General features: G+C 38.8%; 1 protein-coding gene. It reads right to left on the reverse strand.

The features are described 5' to 3' along the window. Positions 1-258, reverse strand: a 258-nt coding sequence (locus SB724_RS20845; RefSeq protein ID WP_410572858.1) for a 3-hydroxyacyl-CoA dehydrogenase family protein, incomplete at both ends; no start/stop codon positions are given.

Consider the following 258-nt stretch of genomic DNA (forward strand, 5'->3'; position numbering starts at 1 on the left):
GGATCGCCAGTTTCGTTATATAGAGTTTCCATAATAGAAAGATTTACATCATTACCAATTAAATCAGCAAGTGCCAATGGCCCCATTGGATGGTGAGCTCCAAATTTCATTGCTTTATCAATATCCTCAGCATTAGCAACACCTTCGGCCAAAATACTAACGGCCTCATTAATCATTGGTATAAGCATCCGATTTACAACAAAACCAGGAGCCTCTTGAACAACTACAGGCACTTTCCCTAGATTTTTTGTTAAAGTC

This window comes from Bacillus sp. SIMBA_031 (genome assembly GCF_046535225.1).
Classification (GTDB): domain Bacteria; phylum Bacillota; class Bacilli; order Bacillales; family Bacillaceae; genus Bacillus; species Bacillus velezensis.